General features: G+C 52.5%; 29 protein-coding genes and 1 pseudogene. 5 read left to right on the forward strand and 25 right to left on the reverse strand.

Annotated features, from left to right (window positions below):
- Positions 1-4: 4 nt before the first annotated feature.
- The 13 genes from rplW to fkpA form a co-directional block, all read right to left on the reverse strand.
- Complete coding sequence (rplW, locus tag SYMBAF_RS14610; protein WP_006709774.1) at positions 5-307, reverse strand: 50S ribosomal protein L23; 303 nt, start codon at positions 305-307, stop codon at positions 5-7.
- Positions 304-909: a 50S ribosomal protein L4 gene (rplD, locus tag SYMBAF_RS14615; RefSeq protein ID WP_006709775.1), complete on the reverse strand. Its 606-nt coding sequence runs from the start codon at positions 907-909 to the stop codon at positions 304-306. The genes rplW and rplD overlap by 4 nt, the downstream gene beginning before the upstream one ends.
- A gap of 10 nt (positions 910-919) precedes the next feature.
- A complete protein-coding gene (gene rplC, locus SYMBAF_RS14620; RefSeq protein WP_006709776.1) occupies positions 920-1,549 on the reverse strand; it encodes a 50S ribosomal protein L3 in 630 nt (209 codons plus the stop codon).
- A gap of 32 nt (positions 1,550-1,581) precedes the next feature.
- Positions 1,582-1,893, reverse strand: coding sequence for a 30S ribosomal protein S10 (rpsJ, locus tag SYMBAF_RS14625; protein ID WP_001181005.1), 312 nt, complete (start codon positions 1,891-1,893; stop codon positions 1,582-1,584).
- 372 nt (positions 1,894-2,265) lie between these two features.
- Positions 2,266-3,450: an elongation factor Tu gene (gene tuf / locus SYMBAF_RS14630; protein ID WP_040263589.1), complete on the reverse strand. Its 1,185-nt coding sequence runs from the start codon at positions 3,448-3,450 to the stop codon at positions 2,266-2,268.
- Positions 3,451-3,521: 71 nt separating this feature from the next.
- Positions 3,522-5,630, reverse strand: a complete 2,109-nt coding sequence (gene fusA, locus SYMBAF_RS14635; RefSeq protein ID WP_040263592.1) for an elongation factor G — start codon at positions 5,628-5,630, stop codon at positions 3,522-3,524.
- Between the two features lie 96 nt (positions 5,631-5,726).
- Positions 5,727-6,197, reverse strand: a complete 471-nt coding sequence (gene rpsG / locus SYMBAF_RS14640) for a 30S ribosomal protein S7 (RefSeq protein WP_040263594.1) — start codon at positions 6,195-6,197, stop codon at positions 5,727-5,729.
- Between the two features lie 96 nt (positions 6,198-6,293).
- Complete coding sequence (gene rpsL, locus SYMBAF_RS14645) at positions 6,294-6,668, reverse strand: 30S ribosomal protein S12 (RefSeq protein WP_004930426.1); 375 nt, start codon at positions 6,666-6,668, stop codon at positions 6,294-6,296.
- Positions 6,669-6,811: 143 nt separating this feature from the next.
- Positions 6,812-7,099: a sulfurtransferase complex subunit TusB gene (tusB, locus tag SYMBAF_RS14650; RefSeq protein WP_040263597.1), complete on the reverse strand. Its 288-nt coding sequence runs from the start codon at positions 7,097-7,099 to the stop codon at positions 6,812-6,814.
- A 13-nt stretch (positions 7,100-7,112) separates the two neighbouring features.
- Positions 7,113-7,472 (reverse strand): sulfurtransferase complex subunit TusC, encoded by a 360-nt coding sequence (gene tusC / locus SYMBAF_RS14655; RefSeq protein WP_006709781.1) that lies wholly within the window; start codon positions 7,470-7,472, stop codon positions 7,113-7,115.
- Positions 7,473-7,480: 8 nt separating this feature from the next.
- The gene (gene tusD / locus SYMBAF_RS14660) at positions 7,481-7,870 is read right to left on the reverse strand and encodes a sulfurtransferase complex subunit TusD (RefSeq protein ID WP_037389661.1); all 390 of its coding nucleotides are present in this window, start codon (positions 7,868-7,870) and stop codon (positions 7,481-7,483) included.
- Complete coding sequence (locus SYMBAF_RS14665; RefSeq protein WP_040263599.1) at positions 7,870-8,592, reverse strand: helix-turn-helix transcriptional regulator; 723 nt, start codon at positions 8,590-8,592, stop codon at positions 7,870-7,872. The genes tusD and SYMBAF_RS14665 overlap by 1 nt, the downstream gene beginning before the upstream one ends.
- A 318-nt stretch (positions 8,593-8,910) precedes the next feature.
- A complete protein-coding gene (gene fkpA / locus SYMBAF_RS14670) occupies positions 8,911-9,738 on the reverse strand; it encodes an FKBP-type peptidyl-prolyl cis-trans isomerase (protein ID WP_006709783.1) in 828 nt (275 codons plus the stop codon).
- A 475-nt stretch (positions 9,739-10,213) separates the two neighbouring features.
- Between fkpA and SYMBAF_RS14675 the strand changes: the two genes are divergently transcribed.
- Positions 10,214-10,444, forward strand: a complete 231-nt coding sequence (locus tag SYMBAF_RS14675) for a SlyX family protein (protein ID WP_040263601.1) — start codon at positions 10,214-10,216, stop codon at positions 10,442-10,444.
- Positions 10,445-10,467: 23 nt separating this feature from the next.
- Here the strand turns inward: SYMBAF_RS14675 and slyD are convergent, their stop codons facing one another.
- From slyD to kefG, 4 genes are all read right to left on the reverse strand, one after another.
- Positions 10,468-11,028: a peptidylprolyl isomerase gene (gene slyD, locus SYMBAF_RS14680; protein WP_040263603.1), complete on the reverse strand. Its 561-nt coding sequence runs from the start codon at positions 11,026-11,028 to the stop codon at positions 10,468-10,470.
- Positions 11,029-11,154: 126 nt separating this feature from the next.
- Positions 11,155-11,370, reverse strand: a complete 216-nt coding sequence (locus tag SYMBAF_RS14685) for a YheV family putative zinc ribbon protein (protein WP_152609037.1) — start codon at positions 11,368-11,370, stop codon at positions 11,155-11,157.
- Positions 11,371-11,372: 2 nt separating this feature from the next.
- Positions 11,373-13,181, reverse strand: a complete 1,809-nt coding sequence (gene kefB / locus SYMBAF_RS14690; RefSeq protein ID WP_040263608.1) for a glutathione-regulated potassium-efflux system protein KefB — start codon at positions 13,179-13,181, stop codon at positions 11,373-11,375.
- A 2-nt stretch (positions 13,182-13,183) separates the two neighbouring features.
- Complete coding sequence (gene kefG / locus SYMBAF_RS14695) at positions 13,184-13,735, reverse strand: glutathione-regulated potassium-efflux system ancillary protein KefG (RefSeq protein ID WP_040263610.1); 552 nt, start codon at positions 13,733-13,735, stop codon at positions 13,184-13,186.
- A 130-nt stretch (positions 13,736-13,865) separates the two neighbouring features.
- Here kefG and SYMBAF_RS14700 point away from each other — a divergent pair, with 130 nt between their 5' ends.
- Positions 13,866-15,779 (forward strand): ABC transporter ATP-binding protein, encoded by a 1,914-nt coding sequence (locus tag SYMBAF_RS14700; protein ID WP_040263611.1) that lies wholly within the window; start codon positions 13,866-13,868, stop codon positions 15,777-15,779.
- Between the two features lie 123 nt (positions 15,780-15,902).
- Here SYMBAF_RS14700 and tauD read toward each other — a convergent pair whose 3' ends face one another.
- The 5 genes from tauD to SYMBAF_RS14725 form a co-directional block, all read right to left on the reverse strand.
- On the reverse strand, positions 15,903-16,751 hold the full coding sequence (tauD, locus tag SYMBAF_RS14705) for a taurine dioxygenase (protein ID WP_040263617.1): 849 nt from the start codon (positions 16,749-16,751) through the stop codon (positions 15,903-15,905).
- Positions 16,748-17,584 carry a taurine ABC transporter permease TauC gene (gene tauC / locus SYMBAF_RS14710; protein ID WP_040263619.1) on the reverse strand — a complete coding sequence of 279 codons (837 nt, stop codon included), beginning with the start codon at positions 17,582-17,584 and terminating at the stop codon, positions 16,748-16,750. Before tauC ends, tauD begins: the two co-directional genes overlap by 4 nt.
- On the reverse strand, positions 17,581-18,348 hold the full coding sequence (gene tauB / locus SYMBAF_RS14715; protein ID WP_040263621.1) for a taurine ABC transporter ATP-binding subunit: 768 nt from the start codon (positions 18,346-18,348) through the stop codon (positions 17,581-17,583). The genes tauC and tauB overlap by 4 nt, the downstream gene beginning before the upstream one ends.
- A 9-nt stretch (positions 18,349-18,357) precedes the next feature.
- Positions 18,358-19,353 (reverse strand): taurine ABC transporter substrate-binding protein, encoded by a 996-nt coding sequence (gene tauA, locus SYMBAF_RS14720; RefSeq protein ID WP_040263624.1) that lies wholly within the window; start codon positions 19,351-19,353, stop codon positions 18,358-18,360.
- 266 nt (positions 19,354-19,619) lie between these two features.
- A complete protein-coding gene (locus SYMBAF_RS14725) occupies positions 19,620-20,222 on the reverse strand; it encodes a LysE family translocator (protein WP_040263626.1) in 603 nt (200 codons plus the stop codon).
- Positions 20,223-20,492: 270 nt separating this feature from the next.
- On the opposite strand from SYMBAF_RS14725, the gene SYMBAF_RS14730 reads away from it, so the two are divergent.
- The 3 genes from SYMBAF_RS14730 (at position 20,493) to crp (ending at position 22,876) form a co-directional block, all read left to right on the forward strand.
- Positions 20,493-20,726 carry a YheU family protein gene (locus SYMBAF_RS14730; protein WP_040263628.1) on the forward strand — a complete coding sequence of 78 codons (234 nt, stop codon included), beginning with the start codon at positions 20,493-20,495 and terminating at the stop codon, positions 20,724-20,726.
- Positions 20,727-20,878: 152 nt separating this feature from the next.
- Complete coding sequence (locus tag SYMBAF_RS14735; RefSeq protein ID WP_040263631.1) at positions 20,879-21,748, forward strand: phosphoribulokinase; 870 nt, start codon at positions 20,879-20,881, stop codon at positions 21,746-21,748.
- Positions 21,749-22,243: 495 nt separating this feature from the next.
- Entirely contained in the window at positions 22,244-22,876 is a 633-nt protein-coding gene (gene crp / locus SYMBAF_RS14740; protein ID WP_006708978.1) for a cAMP-activated global transcriptional regulator CRP, read from the forward strand.
- Between the two features lie 36 nt (positions 22,877-22,912).
- Here the strand turns inward: crp and SYMBAF_RS14745 are convergent, their stop codons facing one another.
- The 3 genes and pseudogenes from SYMBAF_RS14745 to SYMBAF_RS14755 form a co-directional block, all read right to left on the reverse strand.
- On the reverse strand, positions 22,913-24,232 hold the full coding sequence (locus SYMBAF_RS14745) for an IS4 family transposase (protein WP_040263633.1): 1,320 nt from the start codon (positions 24,230-24,232) through the stop codon (positions 22,913-22,915).
- 150 nt (positions 24,233-24,382) lie between these two features.
- Positions 24,383-25,378: pseudogene (locus SYMBAF_RS14750) on the reverse strand (aminotransferase class III-fold pyridoxal phosphate-dependent enzyme).
- 88 nt (positions 25,379-25,466) lie between these two features.
- Complete coding sequence (locus tag SYMBAF_RS14755) at positions 25,467-26,042, reverse strand: aminodeoxychorismate synthase component II (RefSeq protein WP_040263635.1); 576 nt, start codon at positions 26,040-26,042, stop codon at positions 25,467-25,469.
- Between the last annotated feature and the right edge of the window lie 66 nt (positions 26,043-26,108).

Raw genomic sequence — 26,108 nt, forward strand, 5'->3', positions numbered from 1 at the left:
CGACTTACTCTGCGCCGCTGATGAAGTCCAGATTCTGGCCTTCTTTCAGGGTGACGTAAGCTTTTTTCCAGTCGCTACGACGACCAACACGCTGACCGTGACGCTTCGCTTTCCCTTTAACTACCAGGGTGTTTACGTCTTCGACCTCGACTTCAAACAGTTTCTGCACTGCGGCTTTGATTTCTGCTTTGGTCGCGTCTAGGGCAACTTTGAGAACGATGGTGTTACTTTTTTCCATCGCAGCGGATGCTTTTTCAGATACGTGCGGTGCACGCAGCACTTTCAGCAAACGTTCTTCACGGATCATGCCAGCATCTCCTCAACTTGCTTCACAGCATCAGCAGTCATAACCACTTTGTCGAAGGCGATCAGGCTAACTGGATCGATACCTGCTACATCACGCACGTCAACCTTGTACAGGTTGCGAGCAGCCAGGAACAGATTCTCATCCAGTTCACCGGTCACGATCAGCACATCTTCCAACGCCATTTCTTTCAGTTTCTGTGCCAGCAGCTTAGTTTTAGGCGCTTCTACAGAGAACTTTTCGACAACGATCAGACGATCTTGACGTACCAGCTCGGACAGAATGCTTTTCAGCGCGCCGCGGTACATCTTTTTGTTTACTTTCTGACTGTGGTCTTGTGGCTTAGCAGCGAAGGTTACACCACCGGAACGCCAAATCGGGCTCTTTACAGAACCTGAACGCGCACGGCCAGTACCTTTCTGACGCCATGGCTTTTTGCCGGAACCAGTCACTTCAGCACGGGTCTTCTGAGCACGGGTACCTTGACGGGCACCTGCTGCATAAGCAACAACAACCTGGTGTACCAGCGCTTCGTTGAAATCACGACCGAAGGTAGTTTCGGAAACAGTCAGCGCGCTTTGCGCGTCTTTCAATACTAATTCCATTGCTATCCCCTTACGCCTTCACAGCTGGTTTAACGATCAGGTTGCCACCGGTTGCGCCCGGTACAGCACCCTTAACCAGCAGCAGGTTACGCTCAGCGTCAACGCGTACTACGTCCAGGCTTTGAACGGTTACACGCTCGTCACCCAGGTGGCCAGCCATTTTCTTGCCTTTGAACACTTTGCCCGGAGTCTGGTTCTGACCGATAGAACCTGGAACGCGGTGAGACAAGGAGTTACCGTGAGTAGCATCTTGGGTACGGAAGTTCCAACGCTTTACAGTGCCAGCAAAACCTTTACCTTTAGAAGTACCGGTAACATCGACTTTTTTAACGTCAGCGAAGATTTCTACGCTGATTTCCTGACCTGCTGTGAACTCTTGACCTTCTTCAAGGCGAAATTCCCACAGACCACGACCAGCTTCAACGCCAGCTTTAGCGAAATGGCCCGCTTCCGGTTTGGTCACACGGTTAGCTTTTTTGCTACCGGTAGTGACCTGAATGGCACGGTAACCGTCGGTGTCCAGGCCTTTAACCTGAGTCACACGGTTCGCTTCAATTTCAATTACGGTTACTGGGATAGAAACGCCATCTTCAGTGAAGATACGCGTCATGCCCACTTTTTTACCGACTAAACCAATCATTGTTTCAACCTCTCAATCGCTCAATGACCTGATTAACCCAGGCTGATCTGCACGTCTACACCAGCAGCCAGATCCAGACGCATCAGTGCATCAACGGTTTTCTCGGTTGGCTCAACGATGTCAACCAAACGCTTGTGAGTGCGAATCTCGTACTGATCGCGCGCGTCTTTATTAACGTGCGGGGAAATCAGAACGGTAAAGCGCTCTTTGCGAGTTGGCAGCGGGATCGGACCACGGACTTGCGCACCCGTGCGCTTAGCAGTCTCGACGATTTCCGCAGTTGATTGATCAATCAGGCGATGATCAAACGCTTTCAGGCGGATACGGATTCTTTGGTTCTGCATGAGACCAGAGCTCCAATTATTTATAAATATAAAAACCACTACTCACACCCATTTCGATTGATGGGGGAGTGTAATCGTTAACATATAACCCCCATATCGGGAGTATTGTTCGCAGGGCCAAACTACCTGCCACTCGGCTGATTCGCTAAAATCAGGCCTACCTTGATCAAGTAGGCTCGCGCATTATACGCAAAATGAGCCAGGAAGCAAGCCGAGGTTGGAAATATGCTCAAGATATTGCCATGCCACTGCTGATTTAGGCAATCCTTACAAGAAGAGAATATGTTCGAGGCAATGTTCAAGACTTGCATAATTGGCATAAAAAAAGGACACCGGAGTGCCCTTTTTTTGAGTCGGAAAAATTATATGCGATTAAGCGATAACTTTAGCAACAACACCCGCACCAACGGTACGGCCGCCTTCGCGGATGGCAAAACGCAGGCCGTCATCCATCGCGATTGGGTGGATCAGGGTAACAACCATGTTTACGTTGTCGCCTGGCATAACCATCTCAACGCCTTCTGGCAGTTCAATAGTGCCGGTTACGTCAGTGGTACGGAAGTAGAACTGCGGGCGATAACCTTTGAAGAATGGCGTGTGACGACCACCTTCTTCTTTGCTCAAGATATACACTTCTGAGTCAAATTTGGTGTGTGGTTTGATAGAACCTGGCTTCGCCAGAACCTGCCCACGTTCGATATCTTCACGCTTGATACCACGCAGCAGAACACCCACGTTCTCACCCGCACGGCCTTCGTCCAGCAATTTACGGAACATTTCAACGCCGGTACAGGTAGACTTAACGGTGTCTTTGATACCAACGATTTCAACTTCTTCGCCAACTTTGATGATACCGCGCTCAACACGACCAGTAACAACGGTACCACGACCAGAGATGGAGAAAACATCTTCGATCGGCAGCAGGAACGGCTTGTCGATAGCACGCTCTGGTTCTGGGATGTAGGTATCCAGGTGACCCGCCAGCTCGATGATTTTAGCTTCCCACTCCGCATCGCCTTCCAGCGCTTTCAACGCGGAACCGCGTACTACTGGCAGATCATCACCAGGGAAGTCGTAAGCAGACAACAGTTCACGAACTTCCATCTCTACCAGTTCCAGCAGCTCTTCATCATCAACCATATCGCACTTGTTCATGAATACGATGATGAAAGGAACGCCAACCTGACGACCCAGCAGAATGTGCTCACGGGTCTGAGGCATTGGGCCGTCAGTCGCAGCAACCACCAAGATAGCACCGTCCATCTGAGCAGCGCCGGTGATCATGTTTTTCACGTAGTCGGCGTGCCCTGGGCAGTCAACGTGCGCATAGTGGCGAGTCGGGGTGTCATACTCAACGTGAGAAGTGTTGATGGTGATACCACGCGCTTTTTCTTCTGGTGCGTTATCAATCTGGTCGAAAGCGCGTGCGGAACCGCCGTAGGTTTTAGCCAAAACAGTGGTGATCGCGGCAGTCAGGGTAGTTTTACCGTGGTCAACGTGGCCGATAGTACCAACGTTAACGTGCGGTTTGGAACGTTCAAATTTTTCTTTAGACACGGCTATATTCCTTACTCTTATGCTCTCCCCTCTTGGAGAGAGCACGGGATCAATGTGTTAAACCCGAAAGCTTATTTACTACGGGCTTCGATAACGGCCATAGCGACATTGTTCGGCGCTTCAGCATACTTCAGGAACTCCATGGAGTATGAAGCACGGCCCTGGGTCTGAGAACGCAGGTCAGTAGCATAACCAAACATTTCAGACAGCGGAACCTGAGCGCGAACGGTTTTACCGGTGGCAGTATCATCCATGCCTTCGATCATACCGCGACGACGGTTCAGGTCACCAATTACGTCACCCATGTAATCTTCAGGGGTTTCGATCTCAACCTTCATTACAGGCTCAAGCAGAACTGGTTTGGCTTTCTTGAACGCGTCTTTAAACGCGATAGAAGCGGCCAATTTAAACGCCAGTTCAGAGGAGTCGACATCGTGGTAAGAACCGTAGTGCAGACGGATCTTGATATCAACAACCGGATAACCAGCCAGAGGACCAGACTTCAGTTGTTCCTGCATGCCTTTATCAACGGCCGGGATGAATTCCTTAGGAATCGTACCACCCACGATGTCATTGACAAATTCGTAGCCCACGCCGCCTGGCTCTAGTGGCATCATGTCGATCACAACGTGACCATACTGACCGCGACCACCAGACTGCTTGGCGTGTTTACCTTCAACATCTTTAATTGTTTCACGAATCGTTTCACGATAAGCAACTTGCGGCTTACCTACGTTCGCTTCAACGTTAAATTCACGACGCATGCGGTCAACCAAGATATCCAGATGAAGTTCACCCATACCTGCGATAATGGTCTGGCCAGATTCTTCATCAGTCCATACGCGGAATGATGGATCTTCTTTCGCCAAGCGACCCAATGCCAAACCCATTTTCTCTTGGTCAGCTTTGGTTTTCGGTTCTACCGCTACGGAGATGACCGGCTCAGGGAATTCCATGCGCTCCAGAATGATCACATTGTTTGGATCACACAGAGTATCGCCGGTAGTGACGTCTTTCAGACCGATAGCCGCAGCGATATCGCCTGCACGTACCTCTTTGATCTCTTCACGCTTGTTAGCATGCATCTGAACGATACGGCCCAGACGCTCACGAGCACTTTTCACCGAGTTCAGTACGGTATCACCAGAGTTAACCACACCAGAGTACACGCGGAAAAATGTCAGGTTACCCACGAATGGGTCGGTTGCAATTTTGAACGCCAGAGCAGCAAACGGCTCTTTGTCGTCAGAGTGACGAACAGCTGGCGTGTCTTTTCCGTCGTCAAGAATACCGTTGATGGCAGCAACATCCGTCGGTGCCGGCAGGTATTCGATAACCGCATCCAGCATTGCCTGCACGCCTTTGTTTTTAAAGGCAGACCCACAGGTAACCAAAATGATTTCGTTGTTGAGCACGCGCTGGCGTAGCGCTTTCTTGATTTCTTCCTCGGTCAGTTCTTCACCGCCCAAGTATTTGTCCATCAGCTCTTCTGAAGCTTCAGCCGCAGACTCAACCAGATTCTGATGCCATTCTTCAGCCAGAGCTTGCATATCTGCCGGAATATCTTCGTATTCGAAGGTCACGCCCTGATCAGCATCGTTCCAGTTGATAGCTTTCATTTTCACCAGGTCGACAACACCGGTGAATTTCTCTTCTGCGCCGATAGCAAGCTGCAATGGCACTGGATTGGCTGCCAGACGAGATTTGATCTGTTCAACAACTTTTAAGAAGTTAGCACCCATGCGATCCATTTTGTTAACGAACGCGATGCGTGGAACTTTATATTTATTAGCCTGACGCCATACAGTTTCAGACTGCGGCTGAACACCACCCACAGCGCAATAAACCATTACCGCACCATCAAGAACACGCATGGAACGTTCTACTTCAATGGTGAAGTCAACGTGCCCTGGGGTGTCGATAATGTTTACGCGATGCGGTTCAAACTGCTTGGCCATACCAGACCAAAAAGCAGTGGTGGCTGCAGAAGTGATGGTAATACCACGCTCCTGCTCCTGTTCCATCCAGTCCATGGTGGCAGCGCCGTCATGAACTTCACCGATTTTATGGTTTACACCGGTGTAGAACAGAATACGTTCGGTAGTGGTAGTTTTACCGGCGTCAATGTGAGCACTGATACCGATATTACGGTAGCGCTCAATAGGTGTTGTACGGGCCATTTGATTCCTCATTGCCTTAGGCGTTCAAGTTCAGTTAAGCCAGGCGGGTTGGCTTTTTTAAGCGCCCGCCTGGTTAGCATAACTACTGCGTGGCAATTACCAGCGATAGTGGGCGAACGCCTTGTTGGCTTCGGCCATGCGGTGAACGTCTTCACGCTTCTTAACAGCAGAACCTTTGTTTTCTGCTGCGTCAGATAGCTCGTTCGCCAAGCGCAGAGCCATGGATTTATCACCGCGTTTACGAGCAGCATCAACGATCCAACGCATTGCCAGAGCATTACGACGAACCGGACGGACTTCAACCGGTACCTGATAAGTAGAACCGCCAACGCGACGAGACTTAACTTCTACCGTCGGACGAACGTTGTCGAGAGCGACTTCGAAAGCTTCCAGGTGATCTTTACCAGAACGCTGAGCCAGGGCCTCTAGCGCGGTATAGACGATGGTTTCAGCAGTCGATTTTTTACCGTCTACCATCAGGATATTTACAAATTTGGCCAACAGCTCAGATCCAAACTTAGGATCTGGCAGAATTTTACGTTGGCCGATTACGCGACGACGTGGCATGGAAATACTCCGTTGTTAATTCAGGATTGTCCAAAACTCTACGAGTTTATTTTGACATTAAAGTGAAAATGTTTGGCCTTACTTAACGGAGAACCATTAAGCCTTTGGCTTCTTCACGCCGTACTTGGAACGTGCTTGCTTACGGTCTTTAACACCGGAGCAGTCAAGAGCACCACGGACGGTGTGGTAACGCACACCTGGCAGGTCTTTAACACGACCGCCACGGATCAGGATCACGGAGTGTTCCTGCAAGTTGTGACCTTCACCACCGATGTAGGAAGTCACTTCGAAACCGTTGGTCAAACGCACACGGCATACTTTACGCAGTGCGGAGTTTGGTTTTTTCGGGGTGGTGGTATATACGCGGGTACATACACCACGTTTTTGCGGGCACGCTTCCAGCGCTGGAACGTTGCTTTTAGCAGCCTTCACAGAGCGTGGTTTGCGAACCAGCTGATTAATTGTTGCCATTCAAAAAGCTCCTGGTTTTTGCTTCGTACTTGCTTCGTAAACATGTGATAAATCCCCTCGTATGCACTATTAGCAAAGTACGAGGACGCAGAATTTTATTGCTGACCCGAAGAGGTGTCAAGAAATATACAGTATCACCGTTATCACCACGCCATTTGCCCGCGATGCTTTTCAGTGAGTTCAACGAAGTGATTATATCCAATAATGGTGATTTTGTGCGAAAAACAACCTACCAATCCTCTGGCCTCCAAATCGTCTTGCAGCGCATACAAGGATATTGGGACACTGAACAGTAATTCAAGGTAGGCGCTGCCAGCCAGGCCAGCCAATACCCCGTCCTGCATCAGCAGCAGGGCGTCACCTTCCACCATCAGGCGCAATAATGCGGATAAGTCACATTGGGTGGGAGAATGGCTCAGGGTATACAGCATTAAACGTTCCTAACTAAAAAGTCATCACCGCGTCATAACCCGCCAACCTGCGGCGCAATTCGTCCGGTGCCAGCACTTCGGCGTCCAGCACCCAGTCTGTCACCTGGCTTAATCCGCGTTCCTGTAACGAGGCCAGACACAAATAACACTGCTGAACATCATACAGCGGTAATACGCCAAAAGTGGCGATGTAATTGCGCGCCAGAATTTTTTCCGGCTGCTGTCCCGGCAACAATTGCAATACGCCATCGCCGATAAAAAACACCCCCAAATCTTCGCTCAATGCCGAAGTGGCGAGCAACGCATCCAGCCCTTCCCTACCGCCAGCGTTGCCATGTGGTCCGTGGGTAAAAACAAAAGCAACTCGTTTCATGTGATCTCTTAAAACTGCACCATGCGATCGCAGCTGAGCAACGCTTCCGCCAATGCACCCAACCCGCTGAGGGTGAAACCCGGCTGCAAATTGGCGGTCGGCAGACCTTGCTGCTGCGCTTCTTGTTCATTGGTCACGCCGCGGCGCAACGCCGCCGCAATGCAGACATTGAGCGTAACACCATGCTGCTGCGCCAATTGCCCCCATGCCCGCACCAAATCGAACTCATCGCTGGCGGGCGCGGCCAGTTGGTTGGCATTAAGCACCCCCTCACGGTAAAAAAATACGCTGGAGAGCTGATGCCCTTTAGCTAACAGCGCCGAGGCGAACTGATAGGCACTGCTGGCCTGCTGGGTGCCATAGGCCGGGCCGGTGACCAGCAAACAGTAATTAATTATCAACGATCGCTTCCTAACAGATCGCCATTTTTGAACTGGCGGATATACAGATAAACAGTGTGTTTGGAGATGTTAAGGCGATCAGCCACCTGGTTGATGGCATCTTTGATATCAAAAATACCTTTCTCATAGAGATTGAGCACCACCTGCCGATTTTTGGCGTTATTGGCGACGTTACGATCGGCGTTCACTTCTTCAAGGGTGAACGCCAACGTTTGCGCTACCAGATCATCAACGGTAGAGGCGAAGTTAACCGAAGAAGGCACCTCTTGCGTCTCCAGCGGCACAAAGGTTTGCATGATCTGTGAGAACGGCACATCAAGGTTCATATTAATGCACAGCAAGCCGATCACTCGCTGTTCGCGGTTGCGGATAGCGATGGTCACCGATTTCATCAACGCACCACTTTTAGCGCGGGTAAAGTAAGCCTTCGACACACTGCTGCTGTCGCCGGCCATGTCATGCAGCATACGCAGCGCCAGATCGGTGATCGGCGAACCGATTTTACGCCCGGTATGTTCGCCGTTGGCAATGCGCACAGCCGAGCAGTTCAGATCTTCCAACGCATGCAGCACGATCTCACAGTGGCCGCCGATCAACATCGCCAAACCATCGACCACCGCTTCATACGATTTCAGGATTTCGTGATCCACCTGGCTAAACGGCCACTCATTAAGCAAATCAAGTTCGCTGGCTTCGCTGGATAAAAGTGATTCAGACATTAAAAATACCACTCTAAAATAGATCGCCTGTGCCAGGAACGCAGCTAAAACTGCTCGTGCAGGGTCTTATGCACCAGTATCAGCATAAAAACAGCGCGACAAACGTCTGCGAGGCATGACGACTGGGAACAGTTTTGGGTACACACCCTAAGGGTAGGCATATAACTTATAAATTCAGATAATGAGTCTAACAAATCTGCCAGTGTATACGCAGTATTGACGTTAAGCCTGATACCCGATAGACGTCAAGCGAATCAATGGAGGAGTGGTGGAAACCGCCGCGAAAGCATTCGCGGCGGTAGCAATAGGACGTCGATCTTATTTCGTTTTGGCGTCAGCCGGTTTCACCGCTTTGGTCTCTGCTTTCGGTGCCGCTTTCACGTCCAGCAATTCAACATCGAATACCAGCGTGGAATTTGCCGGGATGCCCGGAACGCCAGTTTTGCCGTAGGCCAATGCCGGAGGGATAACCAGTTTGATCTTACCGCCTTTCTTGATGTGTTTCAGACCTTCGGTCCAGCCTGGGATAACACCGTCCAAACGGAATGACAATGGCTCGCCACGGGTATAAGAATTGTCAAACTCAGTGCCATCAGTCAAGGTGCCTTTGTAGTTAACGACAACGGTATCGCTATCTTTCGGTATTGCACCGGTGCCTGGTTTCTCTACCTGATACAGCAGGCCAGTTTCGGTTTTCTTCACACCTTTTTCTTTGGCGAAGGTGTCACGATACTTAACACCCTTGGCTTCGTTTTCTTTTACCTCCTGCTCCATCTTCGCCTGAGCAGAAGCCTTTACGCGCGCTTCAAAGCTTTGTAGGGTTTTCTCGATGTCCGCATCACTCAGTTGACTCTTGTTAGCGAAAACGTCCTGAACGCCAGCAATCAACTGGTCTTTATCTAGTTTAATACCCAGCTTTTCTTGCTCTTTGAGAGAATTACCCATGTAACGGCCCAGAGAAGCACCCAGCGCGTAAGCCGCTTGATCATCATCGTTCTTGAACTTGCCAGTGCTTAGCGTTGCCGCAGCGTCAGCGGGCTTGGCAGTCTCTGCCGGTTTGGCGGCATCGTCAGCCATAGCCTGGGTCGCATTCAGAGCCAAAGCCATGGTGGTTGCCAGAAGTGTAACTTTAAACAAAGATTTCATCCATTTCTCCCGTGTCTGAAGCGATGCCCCAAACAATTATTAAGTAAGATAATTGAGTTACTATATAGCGGCCTGAAAGAAAACAGTGGTACAGGTCACCCATCAAGTCAAAATGAGACTTCGATTTTATAAACAAGTTTCCTTTAACGTGCCACCTGTATGATAAATTAGATTTTTCTTTCACCTTACCCGACAACGTTAGCAAAAGGTGGTAATAACTCTTCAGCACATTAGCGCCCTGCCCAGATAAAATAGTGCAGGGCAAACCCGGCGACAACTGTTAACATAGCCCCGGAATTAGGATTTAGAGCCTATCCCAATAGGCGTTCATTGGTGCAGCCAGTTTGCACAGGGACAGCGCGCAACAACCGCCGCGTACAGGGAGTACGTGATGAGGGTAAGCACTGCCCAGGGCCAAAATGGCAAATAAAATAGCCTAATGGGATAGGCTCTTAATTATGTCAGAGGTTGCCTCATGCACCACACCGACACACAAAGCCTGCTACTACAACGGCTTGAAGAATTGGAAAGCCGTCTGGCCTTTCAGGAACTCACCATAGAAGAACTGAACCAGACCGTTGTTCAACACCAAATGGAAATGCTGAAAATTCGCGAACACCTGCGCATACTGACCGACAAGCTGCGTTCCACTCAAACCTCGATGATCGCTGCACAGTCAGAAGAGACACCGCCGCCACACTACTGATGTACGGTGCCAATGCCTGTCAATCAGTGGCAGCTACCGCAGCCGCCTTTCTTGCCGTGGTCATGATCATCACCGTGACCGCCACAGCAACCATCACCCTGCTCGTGGTAATGATCGTGCTCACCATGAACATGGCCGTGTGCCAGTTCTTCAGGAGTCGCTTCGCGGATGGCCACCACTTCCACGTTGAAGTTCAGGTTCTGACCAGCCAACATGTGGTTGCCATCAACCACCACATGGTCGCCATCAACTTCAGTGATCTCAACTGGCACTTGGCCTTGATCGGTATCAGCCAGGAAACGCATACCAACCTGCAATTCATCAACGCCCATGAAGACGTCTTTCGGCACGCGTTGCACTAGGTTTTCGTCGTAGTTGCCGTATGCCTCGTTAGCGCCAACTTTAACGTCGAAGCGATCGCCTGCTTCGTGGCCTTCGAGCGCTTTTTCCAGACCTGCAATCAAAGAACCATGCCCGTGCAGATAGTCCAACGGCGCACTAACCGGAGACTCATCAACCAAAACACCGTCTTCTGTACGTACTTGGTAAGCCAAGCTGACCACCAAGTCTTTTACTGCTTTCATGATATCTCCTACCGTTGGCTACTTGGACGCCGCCCACCATGGCGAGAACCGCGCCTTTACTGAGCAGATTGTATCGGAAATCTGCCCTGCTGTACCCTTCGGGGTAAAAAAATACGTCGAATAACACTACTCTGGATGGAAAATACCGATCACTTGCTCCTGCGGCCGAAGATGTTTTTCCAACTGTTTTTCGTTCTGCAGCCGATGGTGGCCGCACTTGACACAGGCCACCACATCAACCTGATCTTCACGCCAAAACGCCAGCGTATCCATAGCGTTACACCCCGGACACATGGCACCAGCGATAAACCGCTTACGTGTTACAACCCTAGCTGTGCTCACGCTTATTCGTCCTCATCCCAGCCGTCGAACTGGCGACTCTCTTTTTGCATTTCACGATGGAAAAGTTCTTCCAGCTCGCGCCGTGCCTCTTTCACACGGGAAATTTGCGCCACTTCGCCCTGATGCAGCGGCATCAGTTCCCACAGCATACGCATATCCAAGCGGCGGAAATGCTGCTGGGCGCGATAAGCCTGATGCGGATGCATGCCCAGCGCTACCAACGTCTTGCTCCCCAGTTCCAGTGCGCTGGAGAAGGTCTCGCGACTGAATTGCGTTACCCCTACCTGTAACAGCTCATGCGCTTCAACGCGGCCCCGCGCGCGTGCCAGAATGCTCAGGTTCGGAAAATGCTGCTGGCACAGGCGCACGACCGCCAAAGTATCTTCCGGCTCGTTGCAAGTGATCACGATCGACTGGGCCTTCCCGGCTCCCGCCGCACGCAACAATTCCAGCTCAGTAGCATCGCCGTAATACACCTTATAACCATAGCGCCGTAGCACACTAACAGCGCTAACATCGCGCTCCAGCACGGTAATACGCATTTTGTTGGCCATCAACAGACGGCCGATCATCTGACCAAACCGCCCGAAACCGACGATGATCACCTGTGGCTCGTCATCCTCAACGTGCGGCGTCTCCGCGTCTTCATCTTTAGCGTTATAGCGGCGTGCCAAAATGTGGTCGATAATCTGCATCAGCAGCGGCGTGGTCATCATCGACAGCGTGACCACCACCAACAGCAGTGAAAGTGAGTCAGGCTGCAATACTTGCTGCGCTCCCGCCGCCGAGAACAGCACAAAGGCAAACTCTCCTCCTTGGCTAAGCACACCAGCAAATTGCAGGCGCACCGAGCGGCGCAAGCCAAAAATGCGCGCCAGCGAATAGAGCACCACTGACTTGATGGTGACCAGCAGCAGCACACCGATCAACACTTCGGCCAGATGGATGTAGAATATGCCGATATTCAACTCCATGCCCACCGAGATAAAGAACAGCCCCAACAGCAGCCCTTTAAACGGCTCAATGGAGATCTCCAACTCATGGCGGTATTCGCTCTCCGCCAGCAATACACCAGCGATGAAGGTGCCAAGCGCCATCGACAGGCCAAGTGCATTCATAAAGAGCGCCGCGCCCAACACCACCAACAGTGCAGTAGCGGTGAAAATCTCGCGCACGCCAGAAGCGGCGATATAACGGAACAGTGGCCGCAATAGCAAACGCCCACCGAGCAGTATGCCACCGAACGCCGCCACTTTGAGCGCTGTCTTCGCCCAATCATCACTGGTGCCCTCAGCCCCGGCCAGGATCGGGATCAGTGCCAACGCCGGGATCACCGCCATGTCCTGAAACAGCAGCACCGAAAAGCCCAACTGGCAGCCTTCATTGCGGTTCATACCCTTCTCGCGCATCAGTTGCAACGCCATGGCGGTGGAAGACATCGCCAATCCGATACCCCCGATCACAGCGGCTTGCCAGGCAAAATTTGCCACATATAGCAGTGCACCAATCACTACTGCAGTGATCAACATCTGCCCAGCACCAACACCGAAGATCGAACGCCGTAGCGCCCACAGCTTACTGGGATTCAGTTCCAGCCCGATGATAAACATCAGGAACACCACCCCCAGTTCAGAGAAGTGCAGTATTTCATCAACATCGCGAATAATGCCCAGTCCCCAGGGACCGATGGCGATACCGGCAATCAAGTAACCTAGCACCGCACCAATTCCCAACCGACAGGCGATCGGCACCATCACCACCGCCGCAAACAAGAGCAGCAGAATGGCTGTCAGTAAAGACGATCCTTCCATTATTAGCGCCCTCTGTACGGCAACGGATTACGCAGCCAGTCACCATAAGCCTTGGCATGGCTTTCCAATACCTCCGGCTTTTGCCGGCGCGCCCAGTACACTAGGATAGGCGTCAGCCAATGCATATGGCACATGGCGGCGGTCAGTTCAAACGGCCGCAGGATATCCCCCATCGAATAGCGGTTATAACCACCGGGACAATAAGCGCCCTCTGGTTCGCCGGTGGTGAGCACCGAGCGCCAATACTTGCCCGCCAGCGCATTGCCACCCATGCTGTTGGCGAAATCGCGAGACAGCACGCGATCCAGCCATTCTTTCAACAATGCAGGGCAGCTATAAGTATAAAGAGGATGTTGAAAAACAATGACCTGATGTTCACGCAGCAACTGTTGTTCGTGGTGAATATCAATAAAAAAATCAGGATAGTGCGCATATAAATCGTGTACGGTAACATGTTCCAACTGCTGTGCCGATCGGAGCAAAACCCGGTTAGCCACCGAATCATGGGCTTCCGGATGCGCATACAGCAGCAAAAGCTTGGGCTGCGGCAACATCATTCCCCTCCAAAGCATCGTCAGGGTAACGGTTTTCCGTTACCATGCAACGCGAAGATTAAAACAGCGCACGCAATACACGCTGATACCTTAGATAACAATTTAACACACTCTGAACATACGGCACTTTATGATTGTATTCTCCTCGCTACAAATCCGACACGGCACTCGCGTCCTGTTGGACAACGCCAAGGCGACGGTTAATCCAGGTCAAAAGGTCGGGCTAGTGGGCAAGAACGGCTGCGGCAAATCCACATTGTTGGCGCTGCTGAAGGGCGAGATCACCGCAGACGGCGGTAGCTACACCTTCCCCAACCATTGGGCGTTGGCCTGGGTCAACCAGGAAACGCCAGCACTGGATGTGCCAGCAATAGAGTATGTTATCGACGGCGACCGTGAATTTCGTCAGCTTGAGTCTGAATTGCAGCTCGCCAACGAGAAAAACGACGGCCACGCCATTGCCACCTTGCACGGCAAACTGGACGCCATCAACGCCTGGGCTATCCGCGCCCGCGCCGCCAACCTACTGCATGGTCTCGGCTTCTCCAATGAACAGTTGCAAAGTCCGGTGTGCGCCTTCTCCGGCGGTTGGCGCATGCGCCTCAACCTGGCGCAGGCGCTGATATGCCGTTCAGGCCTACTGCTGCTTGATGAACCGACCAACCACTTGGATCTCGATGCAGTGATCTGGTTGGAGCGCTGGCTGAAAAGCTACTCAGGTACGCTGCTGCTGATCTCGCATGACCGCGATTTCCTCGATCCCATCGTCGACAAGATCCTGCATATCGAACAGCAGACCATCAACGAATACACCGGCAACTATTCCTCGTTCGAGCGCCAGCGCTCGAACAAGCTGGCACAGCAGCAGTCGCAATATCAACACCAACAGGAGAAAGTGGCGCATCTGCAAAGCTACATTGCGCGCTTCCGTGCGCTGGCCTCTAAGGCCAAGCAGGCACAAAGCCGCATCAAAATGCTGGAACGCATGGAGTTAATCGCCCCCGCGCACATTGATAACCCATTCACCTTTAGCTTCCGCACGTCGGAGAACCTGCCAAATCCGCTGCTACGCATGGAAAAAGTCTGTGCCGGCTATGGCGACAAGGTGATACTGAAATCGATCAAACTGAATCTGGTTCCCGGCTCGCGCATCGGCCTGCTCGGCCGCAACGGCGCTGGCAAATCGACACTGATCAAACTGCTGGCTGGCTCTCTGCCACCGCTAAGCGGCGAAATCGGCCTGGCAAAAGGCATCAAACTCGGCTACTTCGCTCAACATCAACTGGAGTACCTACACGCCGACGAATCGCCGCTGCAACACCTGAGCCGCATCGCCCCACGGGTGCTGGAACAGCAGCTACGCGATTATCTGGGCGGTTTCGGCTTCCAGGGCGACAAAGTGACCGAAACCATCGCCTGTTTCTCCGGTGGAGAAAAGGCACGGTTAGTGCTGGCGCTGATCGTCTGGCAACGCCCTAACCTGCTGCTGCTCGATGAACCGACCAACCATCTGGATCTCGATATGCGCCAGGCGCTGACCGAAGCACTGATCGATTTCGCAGGCGCGCTGGTCGTGGTCTCGCATGACCGTCACCTGTTGCGCGCTACCACTGATGATCTGTATCTGGTGCACGATGGCCAAGTTGAAGTGTTTGCAGGCGATCTGCATGACTACCAGCAATGGCTGATCAATTTGCAGCGTCAGGAGAGCCAGCAAAATGCGCTGGAGAAGGAAAGCGGCGGCAACAGCGCGCAAGCGCGCAAAGATCAAAAACGTCGTGAAGCCGAATTCCGCACCCAGACTCAGCCACTGCGCAAGCACATCACCAAGCTGGAACAACAGATGGAAAAACGGAGTGCCGAGTTGGCAGAGGTGGAAGAAAAACTGGCAGACGCGGCACTGTACCACATCAGCCGTAAGGCCGAGTTGGCCGAGTGTCTGCAACGACAAAACCAGGCGAAATCCGCCTTGGAAGAGACGGAAATGACCTGGTTGGCGGCACAGGAGCAGTTGGAAAATCTGACCCAGTCATTCGAATCTTAATATTTACTACCGCCGTTGCCGTTATCGAAGAACGGCAGTGCGGGTGCGAGGCAAAGCGCTAGAAACAAGCATACATCATAGGCGGGTGAGTGCAGTAACACAGCCGCAGATCCGCACAGCCGCTTAACCCCGATAAAAAGGTTTATCCCCCAAAATGGTCGCACGGTGCATAATGCGCCGTTGCGGTAGGTAATCCGCGTTAGCATAATGCTGCGTCACGCGGTTATCCCAGAGCGCCACGTCATTTTCCTGCCAGCGCCAACGCACCTGAAATTCCGGTTTGGTAATATGGGCGAACAGGAAGTTCAGCAACGCGTCACTCTCCTGCACGGCCAAATCGACAATCCGCGTGGTGAAACCTTCGTTGACGAACAGCGCCTGTCGTCCACTGACCGGATGGGTACGCACTACCGGGTGCAGCAACGGTGGGTTTTTCTGCACGGCTTGCTGCCAACGCTGGTGATCTTCTTCACTGCCACGATGTTTGTATTCAGGAAATGACTTAGTAAAATCATGTTCCGCCCGTAGCCCACTCAACAACTGTTTGAACGGTGCCGACAGCGCCTCGTAAGCGGCAATGCCGCTGGCCCACAACGTATCGCCGCCAGTGGCAGGCAGCGTCTTGGCCGCCAGAATCGCCCCCAACGGCGGATTATCGATAAAGGTCACATCGGTGTGCCAGTTATCGTTATCCGGCTGGTTGTCGTCGTAAGTGTCCAGCACGATAATTTCTTCCACATCGGTGACGTGCGGGTAAACGGGATGAATATGCAGGTCGCCGAAGCGGCCAGCCAGAGCGCGCTGCTGCAATGGCGTGATAGGCTGATTGCGGAAAAACAGCACCTGATGCTTCAACAGCGCATGATAAAGCTGCTCGAATTGGCCATCGCCCAACGGCTTAGCCAATTCTACGTTCTCTACCAGCGCACCAATATAAGGCGCCAACGGGGTGATCTTTAGACGTTCGTTCATTGCTGTACTCCATGCCAAGGGGTCAATCGGCGTTGCAAGGTACGCAGCCCCAGCTCCAGTCCAAATGCAATAATCGCAATCACGCCGATGCCAGCCAGCAGCACGTCGGTCGCCAGAAGCTCACCAGCGGATTGCACCATAAATCCCAGGCCGCGTGTGGCGGCGATCAATTCGGCAGCCACCAGCGTCGACCAACCGACACCCAGCCCAATGCGGATACCAGTCAGCATCTCCGGCAACGCACTTGGCAATACCACAAAACGCAGCACCTGCCAGCGATTGGCGCCCAGCGTGCGAGCGGCGCGCACTCGTACCCATGCCACGCTACGCACCCCCACCATGGCAGACAATGTCACTGGCGCGAAAATCGCCAAAGAGATCAGTAAAATTTTCGAGGTTTCGCCGATACCGAACCAAATCACCATCAGCGGCAAATAAGCCAATGGCGGCACCGGACGATAAATTTCAATTAGCGGATCGAGAATGCCGCGCACCGTGTCATTCAACCCCATGGCAAAACCTACCGGAATGCCGATGATCACTGCCGCCAGCAGTGCTGCCATAATGCGTCCCAGGCTGGCCACCAGATGTTGCCACAGCGTGGCGTTCATAAAGCCCTGCGGGCTGGCAATGATGATCAGTTGATGCAGAACCTGCTGCGGCGCGGGTAAAAACAGCGGGCTAACCCAATGCAGGACGGCCACACCCCACCAGACAACCAGCACCATCAGCAAGATCGTGCCACTTAGCCAGACATTGCGTGGCACGCGGCAACGGCGCGCGGACTTGACCTGCGGTTGCGCCGTTACCTTCACAGTGGAATGCAGGCTCATAGCAATATCTCACGCTGCTGGAACACTTTGCCCAACACATATTCGCGCTGCGCGATAAATTCAGGAGCAGATTTGATCGACCGACAAGACTCGCCGTCAGCAAAACGTTGGCCGAAGTTCAGCCGCAACCTTTCCACCACCTGTCCCGGCCCCGGTGACAACAGCAACAGCTCGCTGGCGAGAAACACCGCCTCTTCGATATCGTGGGTGATCAGCAGCACCTGCTTGCCGCTATCGCGCCAGATGGTCAACAACAGTTCCTGCATCTGTTCGCGGGTGAAAGCATCCAGCGCGCCAAAAGGTTCATCTAGCAATAGCAGGCGCGGATCGGTCGCCAGCGCACGGGCGATGCCAACGCGCTGACGCATGCCGCCAGAGAGCTGCCAGATAAAGTGCTGTTCATAACCTGCCAGACCAACGCGCTGCAACAACTGCTGTGATACCTGACGACGCTGCTGCTTGCCAATGCCAGCCAATTGCAAACCAAACTCAACGTTCTCCACTACATTGCGCCACGGCAGTAAACCCTCATGCTGGAACACTACGCCCTGTTCGGCCCCTGGGCCGCTCACCGGCACGCCATCTAGCTGGATGCTGCCTGCTGATGGCGCAATAAACCCGGCGATCAAATTCAACAACGTGGTTTTGCCGCAGCCCGACGGGCCGAGCACCACCACCAGTTGTCCAGATGCTATCTGAAACGAGACATCGCGCAATGCAGGGCATCCCTGATATTCTGCACAAAGGTGGTTAACGCTAAGCATCCTGCATCCTTACGGTTGTGGTGCAGCCTGCACCTGTTGCACAAAACGGTCGGTCACATAAGCGCTGTAATCGCTATCAACCTGCGGGATCTTGCCCTGCTGCTTGAGGAACTCAGCAGTGTCGCGGATCGTTTGTTCCATCGGCTGGCCAAGTTGGGTGATCTGAAGTGACACCGGCAGATAAATGTTACCCCTCACCCGCTCCGGCACCTGCGCCGCCGATATGCCACACAGGCGCGCCAGCGTACTCAGGTTGCTCTGATCTTTCAGCCATTTCTCCGGCTCTACCAGATAAGCTTTTTGCGCCGCCAGCACACGGGTGGCAAAGGCAACCACCACCGCAGGATGTTTATCGGCGAAATCCTTGCGCACCACCCAAACATCGAACGTTGGTGCCCCCCACTGCCCCACTTGTTCCGAATCGGTCAGCACCTTACCTTGCTTGACCAGTTCGTTGACCACGGGTGCCCAGACGTAGGCACCATCAATATCACCGCGTTGCCAGGCAGCGGCGATGGCTGGCGGCTGCAAGTTGAGAATTTTTACCTGTTCAGGCTTGATGCCCCAGTGCTTAAGTGAGGCCAGCAGGCTGTAATAGGCGGTGGAAATAAACGGCACCGCGATACGCTTGCCGATCAACCCCTGCGGGCTGTTGATGCCGTTCGTCACCACCAGCGCTTCGGCACTGCCAAGCTGCGCGGCGATGAGGAACACTTCAATGGGGAGTTTCTGGCTGGCGGCCACTGCCAGCGGGCTGGAACCAATATTGCCAATTTGCACGTCACCGGAGGCCAGTGCACGCAGCACGCTGGAGCCGCTGTCGAATTTACGCCAGTCGACGGTAGCACCGGACTGTTTAGCGAAACTGTTTGCCGCCTGTGCCACCTTGGCCGGTTCCGCCGATGTCTGATAGGCCACGGTCACATCCAGCGCATAAACGTGGGTGGCGCTAAGTGACAACATCAGCAGCGCGACACCGCGTAAGGAAAAAAATTTACCCGCCATGTTCCGCTCCGTTGATAGGAAACTGTCTAGTTGCCAACAGTTTTATCTGAGCGATAACTCATGATAAAGGAATAAAAAAATATTTTTTATTCTAATTATGAATATTCGGTACCCTGTAAGGGGTGGACCCGTGGCGTGCCAACCGTTGCCGTCCTTCCCAGACTGGGCCGCCATTAAGCATGGCAACATCGCAGACCTAACATCCCATCATCAAGGCGCGGGCCTATGTTCAAACCCGACAACACGGGTTGCCGTGCATCCCTGCACTAGTACCAGATCAGCAGGACGCTAGCCGCAGTCAACACTCCCATAGAAACGTTAAAAATAATCCAGGCTTTTTTGCTATGTAGCAGACGACCGATCACCGTGCCGAACCCTAACCAAATCATACCGGCGATAATATTCACCACCAAGACACCTACCGCAATCGCCACGATGGAAGTGGAGTACCTGTCACCCGCCATACTGAAACTCACCACCGCACCCAGCGCCATCAACCAGGCTTTCGGGTTGAGAAACTGTAACAACCAGCCCTGATACAGCTGTATCGGCTTGGTCGGAACCTCATCGGTTTCCAGCTTTTCATAGGCGGCAGAGGCAACTTTCCACGCCAGCCACAGCAGGTACAAGCTGCCAAGGATTTTCAGGATCAAGTGCAGCGATGGGTAGACCAACAGCAGGCTACCCACGCCAAACGCCACCAACAGCAAAATGCTCTGCATGCCAAGCAGGATGCCGATCATCAACCACAGTGAACGCATAAAGCCGAAGTTGGCACCAGAGGTAGTCAGTAACATATTGTTGGGGCCAGGCGTGATAGCAATGACCCACAGGAAGCCTAACATCGAAAGAAATAAATTCAGTTCCATGAAGCAGGTACTCCTCATTCGCGTCGCTTTTTTGCCATATCATTGTTGATTAATGCCAGTAAAGCTAACAGTGCGTTATTGTTCCCACAATAGCCACCAACCCGATTTTTATTCAGGCTATGCATACATCCTTCTTGCGCCCTCTGACCGAGGCCATCCATCCGCCCCTGAAAACGCGGTGGGTATGCTGCCGCGTATTGTTAAATACCGTAAAATGTGGTTGGAATAGCGTATTCCATCTTGGCTATCTTTTTATCTGGACATCTCGACGTGATCATCCCTTGGCAAGAACTTGAAACCGCTACCCTGAACAGCCTCCTCGAATCTTTTGTGCTACGGGAAGGCACCGACTACGGCGAGCATGAACGCTCATTAGAGCAAAAGGTGGAAGATGTGCGTAACCAACTGAAAAACGGAGAGGTAGTGTTAGTATGGTCGCAGTTGCACGAAACCGTTAACATCATGCCACGCAGACAGTTTTGCGCCGGGCTGGATGAAATTTAGTGGTTATTGACGCAATGACCAACGGAAAAATCAGCTAACAAATGAATGATTGCCAACACCCATGCACAGGATTTACTCCCGGCGAAAGTGCGCCAAACAGGCCAATAATCATTATCTGGCACCGTCTCATTTAACATGGAGTGACGACCATCATGTCTGCCAAACATCCCATCATCGCAGTGACTGGCTCCAGCGGTGCTGGCACCACCACCACCAGCGTGGCATTCCGTAAAATATTTCAGCAACTCCACCTCCGTGCCGCAGAGTTGGAGGGCGACAGCTTTCACCGCTACACCCGGCCAGAAATGGACGCAGCGATCCGCAAGGCGAGCGATCTGGGCCGGCATATCAGCTACTTCGGTCCCGAAGCCAACGACTTTGGCCTGCTGCAGCAGAGCTTTATCGAATATGGCAAAAACGGCACCGGAGACGCACGCAAGTACCTGCACACCTATGACGAAGCCATGCCCTACCATCAGGTACCCGGCACTTTCACACCCTGGGAGCCACTTCCGGCACCGACCGACGTGCTGTTCTACGAGGGCTTGCACGGCGGCGTGGTCACCGAACACCACAACGTGGCTAAGCACGTCGATCTGCTGGTCGGCGTAGTGCCGATCGTTAACCTGGAGTGGATACAAAAGCTGATACGCGATACCGGCGATCGCGGCCATTCCCGCGAGGCGGTGATGGATTCGGTGGTGCGCTCAATGGAAGACTATATCAGCTACATCACGCCGCAGTTCTCACGCACCCATATCAACTTCCAACGTGTACCAACGGTAGATACCTCCAACCCGTTCGCCGCCAAAGCTATTCCCTCACTGGACGAGAGTTTTGTGGTGATCCACTTCCGCGAGCTGGATCAGATCGATTTCCCCTACCTATTGGCGATGCTGCAAGGCTCTTTCATCTCGCACATCAACACCCTGGTGGTACCAGGCGGCAAAATGGGACTGGCCATGGAACTGATCATGACACCGCTGGTGCAACGGCTGTTGGAAGGCAAGAAGATCGAATAACAACCTATCATTATTGCAGCCAGTTTGGACATGGACAGCGCGCAACAACCGCAGCGTAAACGCAGTACGTGAGGAGGGAGCGCTCTGCCCAGGGACAAAACCTTAACGCTCACCCACCTACTGTTCACACCACTTGAGAAATTAGGCATTCGCATAAGAACAGGCCACGAAACCTACCGCTAATTGTGCTGAAGCGAGACAATACGAGACACCCGTCTTTCTCTGTGCTACAAACAGAGCCACAACAACAAATTGTTCTTGGCGGTGATTTCAGGAGATGCTAAAGGAAATATTGGGTTATAGGTAAGTAAACAAAATGTATATTTCGGCTATCCCGGTAAGTTAATATGCAGAGCAACAGCCTATATTTATTATTTTTGACATGCCTCAAAACCTGCCGATAGCTTTCGCTCACACAGTGGCTACAGGCACTTTGTACAGGGAACTCTGACCCCTGTGACACAAGGCAGTGATAACAACAGAGGATAACAACGAATGGTTCTCGGCAAACCGCAAACAGACCCCACTCTCGAATGGTTCCTATCTCATTGCCATACCCACAAATATCCATCGAAGAGTACGCTAATTCACCAAGGTGAAAAGGCCGAAACACTTTACTACATCGTGAAAGGCTCTGTAGCGGTGCTGATCAAGGATGAAGAGGGTAAAGAGATGATCCTGTCCTATCTCAATCAGGGGGACTTCATCGGCGAGCTAGGATTGTTTGAAGAAGGCCAAGAGCGCAGTGCCTGGGTTCGGGCAAAGGTCGCCTGTGAAGTGGCTGAAATTTCTTATAAGAAATTCCGTCAGTTGATCCAGGTTAACCCAGACATCCTGATGCGCCTGTCCGCCCAGATGGCAAACCGCTTGCAAATCACCTCCGAGAAAGTGGGCAACCTCGCCTTCTTGGACGTGACAGGCCGCATTGCGCAAACCCTGCTGAACCTGGCGAAGCAGCCTGATGCCATGACCCACCCAGACGGTATGCAGATTAAGATCACTCGCCAGGAAATTGGCCAAATTGTCGGTTGCTCACGAGAAACCGTTGGCCGAATTCTGAAAATGCTTGAAGACCAAAACCTGATTTCCGCTCACGGCAAAACCATTGTCGTCTACGGCACGCGTTAACCACCGAAGAAACGGCGCAGCAAAGCGTAATGCTTGTCAGTTAAGCTTTTGAGGACGCCGCAACGGGTAACGTTGCGGCTTCTTTTTTACCGCTCTTGGATAATGTCTTTGCCGTCGGGCTGGCAGGACGAAGCTTTCAGCCATCGCCAGGATTTCATTCATCACTTTCGGCACCTTTCCCGGAGCCACCGCTGGCAGTATGCTCAGTTGCGCTGTTAGATACAGTGCAGCCTGTTTAAACCCTATCTGGTAAGGCTCCACGTTTTTCAGGCTGTAAGCCATCTGTGCCATCATGAACCTCAGCAGGTTATAAGCCAGCACTACACCCCAGAGTTCCTGTCTTATTAGCTCTGGCTTTCTGCTTCTCAGCGTCAGTTCATTTTGCAACAGATGCTGTTTCATTTCTCTGAAGCCCTGCTCGATTTCCCAACGCTGCCCGTAAAGGTCAACGATATCAGCTTTAGGGTAACGTAACGGATCGCACATTGACGTCAGGATCTGTATTGTTTTTCCGTTGATTTCTTTACTTATCAACCTCGCCGTCAGTGTTTGAGGCGCATCTTTCCATTTCTTACGGGCCTGAGGGGGTAAGCTGAGTTCGACCAGTTCATGTCCTGCACCCAGCTTCTCGCGCACCTGATACTGCGCGCCTTTGCGCAGTGGGATCATCCAGTGTTTTTCTGTTCCTGATGACCACCAGTGGTGAAGCAACCCGAGTGCATAGAAGCCTTTATCCAGTATCGTCAGTGAGTGGTCCTGCGTCTGCCCGGCCAATTGAGCGGCAAGGTCAACTTCGCTGGTTTCTGACACGCTGCCAAAGCTCACACCGGATAACAGATGACTGGTCACTTCCATCTGACAGACCATACGCAGCTGTGGCCAGTCGGACTGGGCATACTCATTAGCTGTTCGTCCAAAAGCAGCATCATTTTCCGGCGTGTCCGGTGTTCTCCACAGAGTGCCGTCTACAGCCATCAATGTCAGACCGTTCCAGTGGGATAACGGTGTTTTCTCGAACCAGAGTTGGCGTGTTTTCTCGAAAACCAGTCTAACCACATCTTCCCCGAGCCGCTGACGGGCTTGTACCACGGCGCTGGGTGCGACAAAAGGACGCTTACCCGGCAGCATAATATCGAGATGTGAAACCAACTGATTCATGGAAAATGAGCGGAACAAGGACATACCGGCGACAGCCCAGACCATCATCTCCATGGGGAGACGGCGCTTGCGAAGCGTCACGACCCCGGTATCAGCCAGGCACTCATCGATAAGCTCAGGTGAGAGCAAATCAGACAGTGCAGCAAACTCTTTAGGAGAGAATTTAAGAACGGCATCAAGCGCCTGACTCAGTAACATAAAAAAATCCGTAATCTCAGGGAGATTACGGATTTTCACACAGAGGTAGGATCGTTCAAGTGATCCTTAACTGATCGGCATTACGCAGCAAAGCGTCGTTTTTTATCCGTCGCATCTATATAAATAGACGCAGTACCCCAATGATCACAATCACCCACCGATTACGTCTTGTACCGCCAACTCAAACAGCGCCATGCCGGCTGCGATATCCTGAAACTCTATCACCAACGAAGGGGCGAAATGGATCACATTCGGCCCGGCGTTGAGGATCATCAGGCCGCGCGTGGCAGCAGCAGTGAGGAAGTCATGCGCCTTGCCGTGGTACTGCGGTGTCAGCTCTGCACCAATCAACATCCCCATGCCACGAATGGCAGTGAAAACCCGGTATTGCTCACCAATTTTCTGTAACGCTACCACATATTAGGCCGTGGCGTTGTTCAATGCCGCTCAGCACCTCCGGCGTATTGATCATCACGTCCAGTGCCACTTCCGCCACTGCGCAAGCCAGTGGATTGCCGCCGTAGGTGGTGCCGTGGGTACCAACCTGCGGCGTGATACCGCCCTCACCCTGAATCGGTGGCATCACTACTGCACAGGTGTGGTCATCCATCACCGCTTTCACCGCCACCAGATCATTAAACGGCACATGCACAATGTCGGCAGGTTTTGGCCCAAAGCCGTCAGCGTATTTGGCCTGCCCGCCCACCGATACGGTGAACAACGTGCGGCCATGGAAAGCATTATAGAAAGCGATGATTTTGGTTTTATAGGGCTGGGCGGGTGATAGCGTAATGACGCGCCAATTTGAAGGCCGCTTCGTTGGCCTCAGCGCCCGAGTTGGCGAAAAACACCCGATCGGCATAAGGTGGCATCAATCAGTTTCCCCGCCAGGCGTAATGCAGGTTCGTTAGTGAAGACATTGCTGGTATGCCACAGGGTTCGCCCTGCTGTTTCCGTGCCTCGACCCACACCGGGTGACAATGCCCCAGTGCCGTCACCGCGATGCCGCCGGATAAATCAATGTACTCTCTGCCTTTGTTGATCCCAAATGCGGCTGCCTTTGACTGACAAACACTGAGCCGGCGCATAAACAGGCAGGAAAACCGGATCAAAGGTACTGCGGCTTACTGCGGATTTTTTGGCCATTATCGGAGCCACTTTGAGTGGTTATTCAGCGTAACCATGCTGAATAAGTAAAAAAATATGCATAAAAACCAATAAAGAGCAAGGAAAATTAGCTTTTAAGGAAATTATCCAGCAGTTGGTGACCCTGTTCGCTGAGGATGCTCTCTGGGTGGAACTGCACGCCTTCCAACGCCAACTGGCGGTGGCGGATGCCCATAATTTCATCGCGCTCGCCGTTGCGTTCGCTCCAGGCAGTCACCTCAAAGCACTCCGGCAGTGTCTCGGCTTTCAGCACCAGCGAATGGTAACGGGTAACGGTCAGCGGGAGGTTCAAGCCGCGAAATACCCCGCATTCAAGATGATGGATCAGCGAAGTTTTTCCATGCATCACCTTGCGGGCGCGCACCACTTCAGCACCAAATGCCTGCCCCAGCGCCTGATGCCCCAAACAAACACCCAGGATCGGTAATTTACCAGCAAAATGACGGATGGCGGCCAGCGAGATGCCCGCTTCATTCGGGGTACAAGGGCCGGGGGAGATCACTAAATGCTGCGGCACCAGCCGTTCAATATCGGCCAATTGCAGCTCATCGTTACGCTTTACCAGCACCTCAGCACCTAATTCGCAGAAATACTGATAAAGGTTGTAGGTAAAGGAGTCGTAATTATCGATTAACAGTAGCATAGTGGTAGATCCAGCAGAAAAAAGCGCTGCGCCAGTTTACTGGTTTAACCTACCGCTGCCGATCGA

The sequence above is a fragment of the Serratia symbiotica genome (assembly GCF_000821185.2).
Classification (GTDB): domain Bacteria; phylum Pseudomonadota; class Gammaproteobacteria; order Enterobacterales; family Enterobacteriaceae; genus Serratia; species Serratia symbiotica.